Annotated in this window: 18 protein-coding genes; 16 read left to right on the top strand and 2 right to left on the bottom strand. The window is 59.6% G+C overall.

All coding sequences use genetic code 11. The features are described 5' to 3' along the window. Nucleotides 1–91: 91 nt before the first annotated feature. The gene (locus IFT66_RS10430; protein WP_192077569.1) at nucleotides 92–397 is read right to left on the bottom strand and encodes a hypothetical protein; all 306 of its coding nucleotides are present in this window, start codon (nucleotides 395–397) and stop codon (nucleotides 92–94) included. Between the two features lie 52 nt (nucleotides 398–449). Between IFT66_RS10430 and IFT66_RS10425 the strand changes: the two genes are divergently transcribed. From IFT66_RS10425 to IFT66_RS10365, 13 genes are all read left to right on the top strand, one after another. After that, nucleotides 450–1,598 (top strand): DUF2213 domain-containing protein, encoded by a 1,149-nt coding sequence (locus tag IFT66_RS10425; RefSeq protein ID WP_192077568.1) that lies wholly within the window; start codon nucleotides 450–452, stop codon nucleotides 1,596–1,598. Between the two features lie 12 nt (nucleotides 1,599–1,610). Next, nucleotides 1,611–2,093, top strand: a complete 483-nt coding sequence (locus IFT66_RS10420; protein WP_192077567.1) for a structural cement protein Gp24 — start codon at nucleotides 1,611–1,613, stop codon at nucleotides 2,091–2,093. Between the two features lie 3 nt (nucleotides 2,094–2,096). Further along, nucleotides 2,097–3,068: a DUF2184 domain-containing protein gene (locus tag IFT66_RS10415; protein ID WP_192077566.1), complete on the top strand. Its 972-nt coding sequence runs from the start codon at nucleotides 2,097–2,099 to the stop codon at nucleotides 3,066–3,068. A 13-nt stretch (nucleotides 3,069–3,081) separates the two neighbouring features. Next, nucleotides 3,082–3,642 carry a hypothetical protein gene (locus IFT66_RS10410; RefSeq protein WP_192077565.1) on the top strand — a complete coding sequence of 187 codons (561 nt, stop codon included), beginning with the start codon at nucleotides 3,082–3,084 and terminating at the stop codon, nucleotides 3,640–3,642. Between the two features lie 53 nt (nucleotides 3,643–3,695). Continuing rightward, nucleotides 3,696–4,190, top strand: coding sequence for a DnaT-like ssDNA-binding protein (locus tag IFT66_RS10405; RefSeq protein WP_192077564.1), 495 nt, complete (start codon nucleotides 3,696–3,698; stop codon nucleotides 4,188–4,190). Nucleotide 4,191: 1 nt separating this feature from the next. After that, complete coding sequence (locus IFT66_RS10400; protein WP_192077563.1) at nucleotides 4,192–4,554, top strand: hypothetical protein; 363 nt, start codon at nucleotides 4,192–4,194, stop codon at nucleotides 4,552–4,554. Beyond that, nucleotides 4,551–5,609: a head morphogenesis protein gene (locus tag IFT66_RS10395; protein WP_192077562.1), complete on the top strand. Its 1,059-nt coding sequence runs from the start codon at nucleotides 4,551–4,553 to the stop codon at nucleotides 5,607–5,609. Before IFT66_RS10400 ends, IFT66_RS10395 begins: the two co-directional genes overlap by 4 nt. Beyond that, nucleotides 5,609–6,055, top strand: coding sequence for an HK97 gp10 family phage protein (locus IFT66_RS10390; RefSeq protein ID WP_192077561.1), 447 nt, complete (start codon nucleotides 5,609–5,611; stop codon nucleotides 6,053–6,055). The genes IFT66_RS10395 and IFT66_RS10390 overlap by 1 nt, the downstream gene beginning before the upstream one ends. A gap of 185 nt (nucleotides 6,056–6,240) precedes the next feature. Next, the gene (locus tag IFT66_RS10385; RefSeq protein WP_192077560.1) at nucleotides 6,241–6,666 is read left to right on the top strand and encodes a phage tail terminator-like protein; all 426 of its coding nucleotides are present in this window, start codon (nucleotides 6,241–6,243) and stop codon (nucleotides 6,664–6,666) included. Between the two features lie 3 nt (nucleotides 6,667–6,669). Beyond that, nucleotides 6,670–7,149 (top strand): hypothetical protein, encoded by a 480-nt coding sequence (locus IFT66_RS10380; protein WP_192077559.1) that lies wholly within the window; start codon nucleotides 6,670–6,672, stop codon nucleotides 7,147–7,149. A gap of 12 nt (nucleotides 7,150–7,161) precedes the next feature. Beyond that, nucleotides 7,162–7,569: a hypothetical protein gene (locus IFT66_RS10375; RefSeq protein ID WP_192077558.1), complete on the top strand. Its 408-nt coding sequence runs from the start codon at nucleotides 7,162–7,164 to the stop codon at nucleotides 7,567–7,569. A 35-nt stretch (nucleotides 7,570–7,604) separates the two neighbouring features. Further along, nucleotides 7,605–7,892 carry a hypothetical protein gene (locus tag IFT66_RS10370; RefSeq protein ID WP_199864804.1) on the top strand — a complete coding sequence of 96 codons (288 nt, stop codon included), beginning with the start codon at nucleotides 7,605–7,607 and terminating at the stop codon, nucleotides 7,890–7,892. Between the two features lie 99 nt (nucleotides 7,893–7,991). Continuing rightward, nucleotides 7,992–8,642 (top strand): outer membrane protein, encoded by a 651-nt coding sequence (locus IFT66_RS10365; RefSeq protein ID WP_192077557.1) that lies wholly within the window; start codon nucleotides 7,992–7,994, stop codon nucleotides 8,640–8,642. A gap of 14 nt (nucleotides 8,643–8,656) precedes the next feature. Here the strand turns inward: IFT66_RS10365 and IFT66_RS10360 are convergent, their stop codons facing one another. After that, nucleotides 8,657–9,052: a hypothetical protein gene (locus tag IFT66_RS10360; RefSeq protein ID WP_192077556.1), complete on the bottom strand. Its 396-nt coding sequence runs from the start codon at nucleotides 9,050–9,052 to the stop codon at nucleotides 8,657–8,659. A 62-nt stretch (nucleotides 9,053–9,114) separates the two neighbouring features. On the opposite strand from IFT66_RS10360, the gene IFT66_RS10355 reads away from it, so the two are divergent. Genes IFT66_RS10355 through IFT66_RS10345 form a run of 3 tightly spaced genes read left to right on the top strand, consistent with a single transcriptional unit; the run spans nucleotide 9,115 to nucleotide 12,520 of the window. Continuing rightward, on the top strand, nucleotides 9,115–11,262 hold the full coding sequence (locus IFT66_RS10355; RefSeq protein WP_192077555.1) for a phage tail length tape measure family protein: 2,148 nt from the start codon (nucleotides 9,115–9,117) through the stop codon (nucleotides 11,260–11,262). Continuing rightward, a complete protein-coding gene (locus IFT66_RS10350) occupies nucleotides 11,262–11,930 on the top strand; it encodes a hypothetical protein (RefSeq protein ID WP_192077554.1) in 669 nt (222 codons plus the stop codon). Before IFT66_RS10355 ends, IFT66_RS10350 begins: the two co-directional genes overlap by 1 nt. After that, the gene (locus tag IFT66_RS10345) at nucleotides 11,927–12,520 is read left to right on the top strand and encodes a hypothetical protein (RefSeq protein WP_062581274.1); all 594 of its coding nucleotides are present in this window, start codon (nucleotides 11,927–11,929) and stop codon (nucleotides 12,518–12,520) included. The genes IFT66_RS10350 and IFT66_RS10345 overlap by 4 nt, the downstream gene beginning before the upstream one ends.

Genomic DNA, 12,520 nt, shown 5'->3' with positions numbered 1-12,520 from the left:
CAAAATATCAAGCAAACCCCTTCGACAACCGTAGGGATATTGCTCGTAGAGACCAAGGTAGATGAAGCTGTCATGTGGGCGGTGAAGCACATTACGACCTGACCAGTATCTCTATCTCGTCTTGTCGACCCGGCCGGCTCTGAACGACCAGATGAATCCTAGCCCCATACTTCTCGGAAGACTGCGGCTGAAAGTAGCGTTTTAGCACTTCGTAAACAGTATAAGCAGCGGCGTCTCCGCGATCCGCATGCTGCGGAACGCCCGGATAAAGCACAAAATCTCCTACATTAGGGATCGTGCCACCGAGTTCTTCGGGCAGGTATCCTTCTCGGATATACTCAGGCCCCCTCCCGAGGTCCTCGAAGAAGACGACGTACGGCTTAGAGAATCCAGTCATGTAGCCTCCACAGGTTGCATTCCTACACTTGCTCCTTCCTTGAGGCGAAGCAATGCAATTCACTGATTCAGTCACGCTGTCGGGCACCCGCCGGACTGGCGACGGATACCTTGTTGCCGAGGCTCGGTCGGTTCGCACCGGCATCCAGCTTTACTCCGGCGATGAAGTCGGGAAGCCTGACATGCAGGTGGTTCGCGTCTACCGCCCAGCAGAGCAGGTCTTCGCCCAGGACAGCCTTCAGAGCTTCACCCACGCGCCAGTGACCATGAACCATCCAGCGGAAGCCGTGAACGACGGCAACTGGAAGGATCTGGCAGTCGGCGAGGTGAGCACAGCCGCCAAGAAGGACGGCGAATGGGTGCACCTGCCGTTGATCCTCAAGGATCGCACGGCCATCGCAGCGGTCGAGAGCGGCAAGCGTGAGCTGTCTGCCGGCTATACCTGCGAACTGGTGTGGGGCGACGGCATGACGCCTGAAGGCGAGCCGTTCAACGCCACCCAGACCAACATCAAGATCAACCACCTGGCAATCGTAGATCGCGGCCGGGCCGGTTCTATGGCTCGGATAGGCGATGGTGCCTCCGATGTGTGGGGCATTGCCCCGATCAATGATCATCAACCTCAGAAGGAAAAGATCATGACCCTGAAGACGGTAACCGTCGATGGTATCCCGGTCGAGGTGACCGACCAGGGCGCCACGGTCATCAACACGCTGCTCAAGCGGCTGGAAGATGCCAACAGCAAGATGAGCACGGCTGACGCTGCGCACCTCGCCGCGCTGGCTGCCAAGGACGCTGAACTTGCCAAGAAGGACGCTGCACTCGACGCCGAGAAGGCCAAGGTGCTGTCCGACGCCGATCTCGACAAGCGCGTGCAGGATCGCGCCGACCTGATCACGCTGGCAGCATCGATCGTCAAGGACGTCAAGACTGTTGGCCTGTCCGATGCGGCAATCCGCAAGGCTGTCGTCACCGCCAAGCTCGGCGATGCTGCAGTGGCTGGCAAGGCCGACGCCTACGTCGACGCTCGCTTCGACATCCTGGCTGAAGACGCCAAGAAGATCGCCGGCGCTGATCCTTTTGCCGCTGTCGTCAAGGACGGCGTCACTCCCACCGCTGATGCCGACAAGGTCGTGACCGATGCCTATGCGCAGATGGTTGCCGACATGAAGGCGGGCAAGACTTCCCCAACGGTCAACTAAGGAGGCGCTTCAATGGCTACCTACCAGACCACGTATACCGAAACGCCTCCGAAGGGCCTGCCTGGCCAGATCGCCAGCGAGGAGAAGTGCAACAAGGTCAGCCGGACCGTCGAGAACGCAGCTGGCGTCAAGTTCGGTCAGCCTGTCCAGCGCGGCGCTGGCGATCATGGCGTCATTCCTCTCGCGGCTGGTGGCAAGTTCATGGGCCTCGCTGTCCTGACCCCTGCCGTCCCGCCGGTCGCACCGGGCGCAACGCTCGTCGATGGCTACCCGCAGTATTTCACCGGCGCGTTCATGACCGATGGTCAGATGTACGTTCGAGCAGGTGTCGGCGGTGTCGTTGACGGCGACCCCGTCTACTACAACACCGTCACCGACCGTTTCGTCGCCGCAGCCGGCACGAACATCGTCGGTCCGATCCCCGACGCATTCTTCGACACCACAGGCGCCGCGGAAGCGATCGTCGAAGTGTCGCTCAAGCACAGGAGCGCATAAGCCATGAACCAGATCATTCGTCAGCCCTTTGCTGATGCCCAGGCGGCTTATCCGTTTGTCCTGGCGCAGGGGCGGAACATCGAGACCAAGATCTACCAGCGCCGTTATCCGACGTTCAACTACGGCGCCACCGTGCCCGTGGTGACGGAAGGCAACGCATGGGCGATCGGCACGACGTTCTTCACCGTCGACACTGCCGGCGAGGCCAAGTTCCTCTCTGGCGCTGGCACCGACATGCCGTTCAACCAGGCTATTCGCGACCAGTCGAGCACCGACTTCGCCATGATCGGCTCCGGCTGGGAATGGAATCTGGAGGAGGTCAATCAGGCGGCGCTCTATGGCATCGACCTGAACTCGACCAAGGCCCTGTCGGCCGCCGACAAGGTCGAGCGCCTGCTCAACTCGATCGCCATCATCGGCAATACCGAGAAGAACTGGACCGGCTTCGCCAACAACCCGGGCGTTGCCCGCGTCACGGTCGCTGCCGATGGCACCGGCGCCACCACCTTCTGGGCGAACAAGACCGTCGACCAGATGCTGCGCGATGTGAACGACCTGATTTCCAGCGTTCGCACCAACACCAGCGAAGTCGAATGGGTCGACACGCTCCGCCTTCCGCCAGCGGCTTTCCGGTACATCGCCACCAAGCGCCTCGGCGCCGGCGATGGTTACATCACCGCGCTCGAATACCTGCGCAAGAACAACGTCTACACGGCTGAGACCAACCAGCCGCTGGACATCCAGCCGCTCCGCGAGCTTGCCAAGGCATCGCAGAACGGTGGCGGTCGCATGGTGGTTTATCGCAAGGATGAAGAAGTCCTTCGCTTCCACCTGCCTATGCCGCGCCGCGCGCTGCAGCCGCGTCAGAAGTCCATCATGGGCTTCGAAACCGGCCTCATCGCCCGCACCGGTGGCACGGAATGGCGCCTGCCTGGCGCAGCCGCCTATGGCGACGAAATCACCCCGGCACCGTAAGGAGAACGGAACGATGGAAGTCACCAACAGCAGCAAGGCGCCTCAGGGTATTCACACCCTGACCGGCGTCGTCTTCGTTCTGCCGGGTCAGACAAAGACCGTCCGGCTGAACAAGACGCTCGAAAGCCATGCCAAGGGCCTCGATTTCTTCGAGCTCGACGGCGAGGCTGAAGAGGACGAGCTCGGTTCTGCTGATGCCAGCGGAGCCGTCCGAGTGACGGCAGAGCAGATGGACGATCTGCGCAAGAAGTTCGAGGAGCAGGTCGCCGAGATCGGCCGTCTGACCTCCGAGAACACCGACCTCACGACGACGGTTGGCGAGCGCGATGCGACCATTGAGACCCTGAATGGCGAGATCGTCGGCTTGAAGGCATCTCTCGAAGCTGCCAGCCAGCCGAAGGACAACGGCACCACGCCCGAGTTCGCCATCAAGGAAAAGAGCCCCGGCTGGTTCGTCATCGTCAAGGGCGATGCCGAGGTCACTAAGTCGCTTCGCAAGGACGATGTGGCTGAGTTCCCGACGATGAGCGCCGACGACAAGGCGGCGTTCGTTGAACTGAACAAGCAGTCGTAACCACTGACCCCGGCGGGCAACTGCCGGGGCGACTTCCTCCCAGGAGAATGAACATGGCCGGGTATCTGACCGTAGACGCGATGAAAGCCTACTGGGCTGAAGCTGGCTATGTCCTTCCTTCCGACGCTGACCCTATAAAGGTTGCGGCGGCATGGAACCGCGGCGCATCGGCGATCGATCGCTATGAGCTTCACTTCTCGGGCGTTCGCTCTGGCGGTTATGAGCAGGCGCACGCATGGGGCCGCTATGGCGCCTCCACTTACTATGGACAAGCAATTCCGAATGGCGTTGTGCCGGTGGCGATCGCCAACGCATCATTCGAGGCTGCTTGGCTTGAATACGGCAAGCCCGGGATATTGAGCCCGGTGGTTACCGGCTCGTCGATGGCGAAGCGGAAGAAAGTAGGCCAGCTGGAAATCGAGTATGCCTCTTCCAGCGCGACTGATGTCGACGATCTCGTAAAGCTGGCGACGCCAGTGGTAACGGTCATCGAGTGCCTTCTCTGGCAGTTTATGACCCCGGTCCTTCCAGCCGTACTGGTGGTCTGAAATGGCAACGTTTGACTATGCAGAGATGCAGGCTGTTGCCGACGATCTGATCTCCGAGTTCGGCCAGACTGGCTCCGTGACGCGCGAGATCCAACCCGACCCAATGGTTGGTGGAGACCCGACGCCAGACCCGCACCCGGCCGTTCTGGTGCCGATGACCTATGATCAGCGCTACGTGAACGGGACGACCATCACGACCGCAGACAGGCAGATCTACATCAGCAGCGTGGGCCTCGCGATCGAGCCCAGCGTCGGCGACATCGTGACAGCCGGTGGCAAGACCTATCATGTCATCGCCAGTGATCCGAACAACTACGACGGACTGACGAACGTCGTCTTCATCGTGCAGGGTCGCATGCAATGACGATCGACGAACTCCTCGCGCAGTACCCGCCTAGGATTGCCGCGGCTTTCCGCGAGGCCGTTGAGGCAATCAAATCGGCTGTCGTGCTCAAAACGATCGTGGAACGGTTAGAGCGCGGCGACATCGCGGGCGCAGTGGCGGCGGTACAGTTTGAGCCAGAAGCATTCGCGGCGCTGGAAATGTCCCTGCGTGAAGCGTTCAACGCCGGCGGGCTTGGCATGGTTCAGAGCCTTCCATCGCTGATTGCACCGGATGGGACGCGCGTTCTTTTTCAGTTCGGCGTTCGCAATATGGAGGCCGAAAGGCTGATCCGAGAGCAGTCGTCGACCTTGGTCACGAATATCACCGAAGACCAGAGGCTCGCGCTGCGAACTGCGTTTGAAGCAGGGCTGGCCGCAGGTCGGAACCCAACAGCAACGGCTCTCGACGTCGTCGGGCGCATGAGCAGGATCACCGGCCGGCGTGAGGGCGGAACGATCGGGCTTACCTCTCGGCAGGTAGAGTTCATCTACGGCGAGAATGGAGCACGCGCGAAGTTGCTTTCCGGCGACCCGGCATTAATGAGGCAGTACCTTGAACTCGCCACGAGGGATCGTCGCTTCGACCGATCGGTTCTGAAGGCCATTCGCGAGGGCAGGGCAGTGGATGCCGAGATGGTCGGCAAGATCATCCGTCGCCTGGCTGACAGGAACCTTCTCCTCCGCGGCGAGACGATCGGGCTGGAAGAAACGCGGACGGCGCTGTTCTCGGTCCGCGATAACGCCATCCGCCAGCAGATCGGGTCCGGCAAGATCGCCGCCAACGAAGTCACGAAGATCTGGAAGCATTCTGGATCGGAGAAGCCCAGGCTGCAGCATATCCAGCTTGCCGCTCAGTCGAAGAAGAAAGGCATTCCGGTCGACCAGCCATTTGTGGCAGCAGATGGCACGATGCTGATGTACCCGCATGACCCGCGCGCGCCGGCCCGCCACCGCATCGGCTGCAAGTGCCGCATGGAATACGAGATAGACTATATCGCGGCCGGGTTGCGCCGCTACCGTGCTCGGGCAGTCTGATGGCTACGCTATCGTTCGCCGCGCAGGTCGCTGGTTGGGCAAAGGATATCCCGGAAGCCGTCGAGGCAGTTCGCAACCAGAGCGCGGCTGATGTCGTGAAGGAGATGCAGACGCTCGACAGCGAAGGCGGCAAGATGCCCTTCGATACCGGCTTCCTGCAGCAATCGCTTCTCGCCTCTACGGCAGCAATGCCAAGGATCAATGGGGCATTGAACCCGGTCGATGGCAAGACCTACAGTTTCGACTTCAGCACGATCGAAGCGGTGATTGCCGGGGCCTCGCTCGAGGATGATCTATATTTCGGCTATACCGCAGCATACGCGGGCCACCAGGAATACGGCGCTAATGGCCGGGCGCCGGCGGGCTTTGTTCGCTCGGCGGTTCAGAACTGGGACGTCCATGTGAACCGGAATGCAGAGAAGGTGAAGAAGGCATTCGGTCTGTAAGGCCTTCCGACTTCATCATCATCGCCATCATGAACGAGAACAGCGACAGCCTGGCGGCTTTCAGCATGTTGTTGCCAAACTCCGTCGAGCCTTCCTCGCGGGCAAGCGCCATCCATGCGTTGTGCAGCGCTTCATGAACCTCGCTGTCCGATAGGGGCGGCTTTTCTGACATAGGCAACCGGTACATGGCCACTGGCACTGACGCAATGATCTTCGCTGCGCTTTTGCAGCATCTCAAGGGCTTACCGGACGTTCTGCCGATCGCTACGCCAGGCATCACGTTCCCGCCGTCCGGCCAGACCAAGCCACCGAAGTTCCTGAAATACGACTTCATGCCCAACAGGACGCGGCAGATCACACTCGGCGATGACCCGCAGCAGAAGATTGGCATGGTCCAGGTGAGCGTCATGTGGCCGATTGGCTCGGCGATCATCGACGCGATCGACGTCTCCGATCAGATCATCAGCCACTTCAAGGCTCAAACGATATTCGCTTCTGGTGTGAAGATCACGATCAACAGCGAACCATGGGCATCGCGCCCCATCAAAGACGAGGACCGCATGAACGTCCCCGTCACCATCCCATACATCGCCTTCGAACCGGAGACCTAAGCAATGCCCAATAAAGCTACGAAATTCGGGAGCAAAGTCTACGTCTGCGCTCTTGCCCAGAACACCGATCTCACCTCCACTACCTTTGCCGCTCTGACATGGGTCCAGGTTGGCAAGGTCGGCAACATCGGTGACTTCGGCGCCACGTCCAACATGAACAGCTACAACACGCTGGATGAAGCTGTTGGGCAGCAGCAGAAGGGTACGGCAAGCGCCGGCAGCCCGCAGATCGAAGTCGCGTCCGTAGCTTCGGACGCCGGTCAGGTGATCCTTCGCACATTTGGCGACCCGCTGAACCAGGACAACATGGCGATCAAGATCGAGCGCAACGACAAGCTCACCACGGGTGGCCTGAACACGATCTTCTACAGCCGCGGCGTCGTGTCCGGCCCTCTCTACCCGGGCGGCGGTTCCGACGACTTCGAACTCGAACGGTTCACTGTCGGCCTGAACCAGCTCCCAATCCGCGTCAACGCTACGTAAGAGGCTTAGAATATGGACATTTCACAGCTCGTAAACTCCGAAGACCTCTTCGAACTGAAGCTCACGGCGCCGGACTCGGACGAACTGATTGGCATCCGCTTCATGATCCGGTCGGCGGAAAGTGACGCGGTAAAGCGCATCTCCCGTCAGCACAGTGACAAGCTGCTCGCCAGCCGGAAGAAGAAGCTCACCTCGTCGAAGGTCGAGGACGAACTGCTCGACAAGGCAGCAGCTGCCATTGCTTCCTGGGACTGGGGCGACCACGACTGGAAGGGCGAGAAGCCGGAACATTCGATGGAGATGGCCCGTGAAGTGGTCGAGGAAGCCGGCTGGATCTATGACCAGGTGTCCGCGGCCTCGGAGGAGCGTGCAAATTTTACCAAGAGCTTGGCGAAGCCCTCTGCCAAGCCGTCGAAATAACGGCTCGCTACGACAGCGTCCGCGATAAGGACGGGTTGACGCGGCGGGAACGCAATGAAGCGTTCGAAATCGATAGTCCGGAAGTCGAGTTCCCCGATGAGGGGAGCGTACTCTGGGAATGGTTCTGGGACATCCGCTCGTCCCAGAACTCAGGCTTCAACGGAGTGATGCGGGTTTCGAACATCGAGGTCGCATACTGGCTTCAGATCACTGGCAACATTGTGCGCCGTGAGGAAGCCGCCATCCTCAGGACGATGGATGTTCGGTATTGCTCAGAGATCGATCGAGAGGCCGAGTCGATCCGCGAGCGAGAATCCTCGTAGGCTCAGGTTAAGCGGGCCTTTCATTTGCGGGTACAAAATCACAGATTGCGTAGCTGACGCTCCTGCTTAAGGATGGCCCCAAGCTTGGGAGGCTGTCAGTTGAAGAGATCGATCGCGTCATTATTCGTTGTAGCCATGGTTTGTGGGCTTCACAGCCCAAGCTCTGCCACGGATTGGGACGGAGCATACCTCGGGGCACATCTAGGTGGCAGCCTCGCCGATTTCGATTGGTGGTTCCGCCCACTGCCCGGCGGCTCGCCGAATAACCAGGTAAACCACGATGGGAGCGGTCTACTTGCCGGCGCCCAAATAGGGTACGACTGGCAAATCGGTAGCTGGGTTGTGGGTATTAACGCAGAAGCGGCTAAAGCTCATGTACAGGGGTCTGCTCGATGCCCAGGTAGAAGTTGGTCGTGCGAAAGCGATGCTCAGTGGGTTGGATCAGCCAAAGCGCGGTTCGGGTATAGTTTCTCCGACGTCTTGCTTTACACAACTGGCGGCGTCGGCTTTTCCAAGCTCGAAGCGGTCTCCCAAAGGGGATCCGATAGGGGCGAGATTGATCGAACCCATGCAGGTTGGGTCATCGGCGGCGGCGTCGAGTATTCGATTACGGAGCAGTGGTCCGTGAAGGGTGAGTTCCTGCACTATGATTTCACGGACCGCCCGTACCAAAGGGCGAACAACGACATTATCGTCGACACCGGCTATCGGCTGAATAACGTAACGATAGGCGTCAACCGTCGTTTTTGACGGCCTCAACTTATCTAGTTGAACGTCTCCTTAGACCCGTCTCTGAGTAGTATCGACCGGACGCATGTCTCAGCCTGTACGTCATCGCGATCTAGCGTCAGAAGCCGCTCGAACGTGTTGGTCCCCCATTTCCCCACCTGCGTGAAGCTCTCGCCAGGTTCCACCTTCAAATCGCGGTTGACTGCCGCTGCTGCTATTCTTCCACCCAACGCGTCCGTGAAGCCGAAAGTGGCGTCGATCATCTTGGATGGCTTAGCGCCGTTGTAAGTCATCGTGACCGTCAACTCGTTTGTCTGGGTGTTGACTGGCTTTATCGACCACGCGGTGATCGACAAAATGTCTTTGTTGCACGCGGCACTCGCTGGATAAGCGAACGCCAAGCTAAGCAACGCCAGCACTGAAATTCTCATACATCGTCCTCCTGGTTCAACGCCGGGACGATGCTACCAATCGCCAAAAAGGTAAAGACATCATGGCTGACGTCGCAACTCTTGGTATCCAGGTCACGACGCAGGGTGCTGACAAAGCCGCCGCCGACCTCACGAAGGTCTCTGGTGCCGCCGCTCGCGCGGAAGCAGCAACCGAAGGGCTTGCTGTTGCCAACCGGGGTGCATCTGGTGCGGCTGAAGCTGCAGCTAAAGCCTACGTCAGCGAAGGGGCCGCAGCGCAGTCGGCATCGCGTCAGATCGAGATGATGGGACGGGCTGCAAACCAGAACGTTTCCGGTCTAGCGAAAAACCACAACACGGCCAACCTTGCCGCCCAGGGCTTCGACATAGTTACGACTGCCGCCGGTGGGATGAGCGCCGGCCTTATCGGCATGCAGCAAGGTCTCCAAATCGCGCAAGTCGCGATGACGACGACCGGAGGTTTTGCGAAAGCCCTCGGGGCTGCGTTTCTTGCGATGTTGTCACCGGTTACCCTGGTCGCTGTCGCACTGACAACGTTGTTTGCGCTTGGCATCCAGACAGTCAACTGGGCAAAGCTCGCGGCAAGCGCGCTGCTAGCCTTGGCAGACGTTCTAGATGAGATAGCCCCTTATGCTGTGGCTGCCGCGGCGGCTCTCGCTCTACTGTACGCACCTGCAATCATCGGCGGGGTTGTGCAGGTCATCGCGCTGCTGGGCCGACTTGTCACACAGTTGGGCGTTGTCGCGATCGCCTTCCTTGCCGCGAACCCAGCAATTGCCTTCGTTGCCGGAATCGTTGCCGCGGTGACGGCGGCAAACATCTTCCGCGACGAGCTGACGCGCATACTGGGCTTTGACATCGTTGATGCCGCGAAGAAAGGAGCCAATCTCGTTATTGGGTCGTTCGTCGCCGCATTCCATGACCTCCAGTTCGTGTGGAATCAGTTTCCGAACATAATTGGCTCGGCCGCTATCGGTGCTGCAAACGCTACGATCAGCGCGATCGAGCAAATGATCAACGGAGCTACCGGCATGCTTAACGGCATGATCCAGAGCATAAATTCGACGCTCGGATCGCTTCCTGGTGGCATCCAGATCGGTCAAATTGGCAACGTAGATTTCGGTAAGATTGCAAACCCATACGCTGACGCGCTGTCATCGGCTGTCGGCGACCGGAACAAGCAGATTCAACAGGATCTGAGCACGGACTGGATCGGACAGCTAAGTACCGGAATACAGCAAGGCGCTTCTAAAGCGGCTGGGGCGCTCAAAGATCTTGCGGGATGGATGACGAAGGTCGACGAGAAGAAGTCGAAAAAGGCTGCCGGCGGCGGTAAGTCTGAGGCAGAGCGCTACGACAGCATTGTTGACAGCGCGAACAGGCGTATCGCGTCTCTCCAGTCTGAGCGTGACGCTCTTGGATTGACTGAAGAGGCCGCTCTTAAGCTGCGGTACGAGACCGATCTCCTCAACCAGGCGCAACAGCGGGGGATCACGCTGACCGACGCCCAGAAGTCGCAACTCTCTGGCCTCGCCGAGCAGATGGCATCGCTTGAGTATGGCACGAAGATGATCAAAGAGCGGATGGACTTCGCGAAGGATGCCACCCGCGGTTTCATCGACGACTTCCGTTCAGGGCTTGAGAACGGTGAAGGACTTTGGAAGAGCTTCGGCAACGCGGCGATGGGCGTCCTTGACAAAATCACCGACAAGCTGCTCGACGACGTTCTCGATGCCGTGTTCAAGGTATCGGGCGCAGGGAGTGGCGCCGGCGGCGGTGGTATCTTCGGCTTCCTCGGCTCGTTGTTCACTGGCGGTGGCTCGGGAAGCGGTGCTTCGGCCCCTTCATGGCTCAACAGCGGCTTTGATACTGGCATCTCCAAGTATGCGAACGGGACCATGTCGGCTCGATCGGGCGTTGCCTTGGTCGGCGAGAAGGGACCGGAGCTTGTGCGCTTCCGCGGTGGTGAGCAGGTCGTTTCGAACCATCAGACTGTATCGGCGGCGAACCAGAACTCGGGCGGGTCTGTCATGGCTCAGGCATCATCCCCAAGCGAAATCCGCGTCACTGGTGACTTCAGGACGTATGTCGACGAGAACGGGAACTGGCAGGCAAAGGTTGAGAACATCTCCGCCACTGTCTCGAAGTCTGCGGTCAACCAGTACGACAAGGATAAGGCCACGCTTTACCAGAATGGGCAGGCTGCTTAATGGCTGATCCTATCGCACTCCCAACCTTCGGCGGTGGCCGGCGCGACTGGGTCGAATGCAAGTTCGATCCGATCCGGCCCCGCAGTACGAACCAGATGGAAGGGAGGCGCACTGAGGCGCAATCTTTCGGCACGCCCTACTGGACAGCCCGGTACGTCCCGCGACCGCTTCTGAGGGCGGAGTATGGCGTTATGGACGCCTTCATGATGCAGGCAGGGGACGACGGCGAGACCTTCCTTGCTCATGACGCATTCCGACCGCGTCCGATCGCTCACGACACCGGTGTCCCGCTTTCCGGTACCAAGGCTGGGGGCGGGGCCTTCGTCGGGACTGGCGTTCTTCAGTCGATCACAAACAGCAGAACCATCGTCGTTTCTGGTCTGCCTGCCTCGTTCAAGCTTACCTCAGGCGATTATGTCGAGATCCGGAAAACACCCCTCGTCCGATCGCTCCACCGTATAATGGCCGCATCGACAGCAAGCACCGGCGGCGTCGTCACCCTCTCGATCAAATACGGGCTCGATACTGGTGTGTTTGCCGTCAACAACGTCGTGAACTTCGAGAAGGCGTCCTGCACTATGCAGATCGACCCAGGCAGTTACGACGGCACCAAATCGTGGGCAAGTCGGTCTCCATCGTTCACGGCTACCGAGGTGTTCTTCTCATGAGCGCTCTAGACCCAAGCGTCGAGGCGCTGGTCATCGCCGGACGCATCGCGCGCCTGGACCTGATCCGGTTCGATCTTCCCGGGAAGTCTGTCGGCTATCACCGCGGCGGTCGCCCCTATACCTATAACGGGCTTGTCTACTTGCCGAACCGTTTCCTTCAGATGGGAAGCATGACAAGCGCTCTGGGAACGGCGGTCACGACGAGAACGATCGTGTTCTCGAATATCCCGGTATCGAACCCAGACGACGCAGTCGCGACGATCGAGGAGTTCAACTATCAGAACTCGCCGGTGATCATCGCCCACCTTGCCGGCAACCCCGATACGGACCAGGTCGTCGGCATCCTTGCCTCGTCCATCTATGAAATTGACCAAGTACGGTTCAACGAGGGTGCGCTGTCGGGATCGGAACGAAGTCTGACCCTCTCGATTGACCTGCAGCCGCCTGGCCGATCGGCGCGAGGCTCCACCGGTGTGAAACGGTCGATGGCCGAGCAGAAATTTGACAACGACCCGACCGATACGGGCCTCGAATACGTCGCCACCAATGCCACCATTCCCGAGGAATGGGGCCAAAGGACAGCTCAGTAA

This window comes from Rhizobium sp. CFBP 13726 (assembly GCF_014841925.1).
In the GTDB taxonomy this organism is placed as follows: Bacteria; Pseudomonadota; Alphaproteobacteria; order Rhizobiales; family Rhizobiaceae; genus Neorhizobium; species Neorhizobium soli.
The sequence above is the reverse complement of the archived record's forward strand: the minus strand, read 5'-3'. Positions and strand labels throughout refer to the sequence as shown.

What these genes read in the sequence shown, in the direction of transcription:
- IFT66_RS10395 (WP_192077562.1), top strand. Translation starts at nt 4,551, where the DNA reads ATGACGATCGACGAACTCCTCGCGCAGTACCCGCCTAGGATTGCCGCG.
- IFT66_RS10385 (WP_192077560.1), top strand. Translation starts at nt 6,241, where the DNA reads ATGGCCACTGGCACTGACGCAATGATCTTCGCTGCGCTTTTGCAGCAT.
- IFT66_RS10345 (WP_062581274.1), top strand. Translation starts at nt 11,927, where the DNA reads ATGAGCGCTCTAGACCCAAGCGTCGAGGCGCTGGTCATCGCCGGACGC.
- IFT66_RS10400 (WP_192077563.1), top strand. Translation starts at nt 4,192, where the DNA reads ATGGCAACGTTTGACTATGCAGAGATGCAGGCTGTTGCCGACGATCTG.
- IFT66_RS10410 (WP_192077565.1), top strand. Translation starts at nt 3,082, where the DNA reads ATGGAAGTCACCAACAGCAGCAAGGCGCCTCAGGGTATTCACACCCTG.
- IFT66_RS10360 (WP_192077556.1), bottom strand. Translation starts at nt 9,052, where the DNA reads ATGAGAATTTCAGTGCTGGCGTTGCTTAGCTTGGCGTTCGCTTATCCA.
- IFT66_RS10425 (WP_192077568.1), top strand. Translation starts at nt 450, where the DNA reads ATGCAATTCACTGATTCAGTCACGCTGTCGGGCACCCGCCGGACTGGC.
- IFT66_RS10430 (WP_192077569.1), bottom strand. Translation starts at nt 397, where the DNA reads ATGACTGGATTCTCTAAGCCGTACGTCGTCTTCTTCGAGGACCTCGGG.
- IFT66_RS10350 (WP_192077554.1), top strand. Translation starts at nt 11,262, where the DNA reads ATGGCTGATCCTATCGCACTCCCAACCTTCGGCGGTGGCCGGCGCGAC.
- IFT66_RS10420 (WP_192077567.1), top strand. Translation starts at nt 1,611, where the DNA reads ATGGCTACCTACCAGACCACGTATACCGAAACGCCTCCGAAGGGCCTG.
- IFT66_RS10415 (WP_192077566.1), top strand. Translation starts at nt 2,097, where the DNA reads ATGAACCAGATCATTCGTCAGCCCTTTGCTGATGCCCAGGCGGCTTAT.
- IFT66_RS10355 (WP_192077555.1), top strand. Translation starts at nt 9,115, where the DNA reads ATGGCTGACGTCGCAACTCTTGGTATCCAGGTCACGACGCAGGGTGCT.
- IFT66_RS10405 (WP_192077564.1), top strand. Translation starts at nt 3,696, where the DNA reads ATGGCCGGGTATCTGACCGTAGACGCGATGAAAGCCTACTGGGCTGAA.
- IFT66_RS10380 (WP_192077559.1), top strand. Translation starts at nt 6,670, where the DNA reads ATGCCCAATAAAGCTACGAAATTCGGGAGCAAAGTCTACGTCTGCGCT.
- IFT66_RS10390 (WP_192077561.1), top strand. Translation starts at nt 5,609, where the DNA reads ATGGCTACGCTATCGTTCGCCGCGCAGGTCGCTGGTTGGGCAAAGGAT.
- IFT66_RS10375 (WP_192077558.1), top strand. Translation starts at nt 7,162, where the DNA reads ATGGACATTTCACAGCTCGTAAACTCCGAAGACCTCTTCGAACTGAAG.